Below are 329 nucleotides of genomic sequence, written 5' to 3' on the forward strand. Positions count from 1 at the left end.
GGCGGGGTAACGGCCCACCGTGCCCGCGATGGGTAGCCGGACTGAGAGGTCGACCGGCCACATTGGGACTGAGATACGGCCCAGACTCCTACGGGAGGCAGCAGTGGGGAATTTTGCGCAATGGGGGGAACCCTGACGCAGCAACGCCGCGTGCGGGACGAAGGCCTTCGGGTTGTAAACCGCTTTCAGCAGGGAAGACTTTGACGGTACCTGCAGAAGAAGCTCCGGCTAACTACGTGCCAGCAGCCGCGGTAATACGTAGGGGGCGAGCGTTATCCGGATTCATTGGGCGTAAAGCGCGCGTAGGCGGCCGCCTAAGCGGAACCTCT

Annotated in this window: 1 rRNA gene; it reads left to right on the forward strand. The window is 62.9% G+C overall.

The annotated features are described in order from the left end of the window. Positions 1 to 329, forward strand: a 16S ribosomal RNA gene (locus NE591_RS13505); the annotation flags it as partial.

Origin of the sequence: Adlercreutzia sp. DFI.6.23, from assembly GCF_024462535.1 — a bacterium.
GTDB lineage: Bacteria > Actinomycetota > Coriobacteriia > Coriobacteriales > Eggerthellaceae > Adlercreutzia > Adlercreutzia rubneri.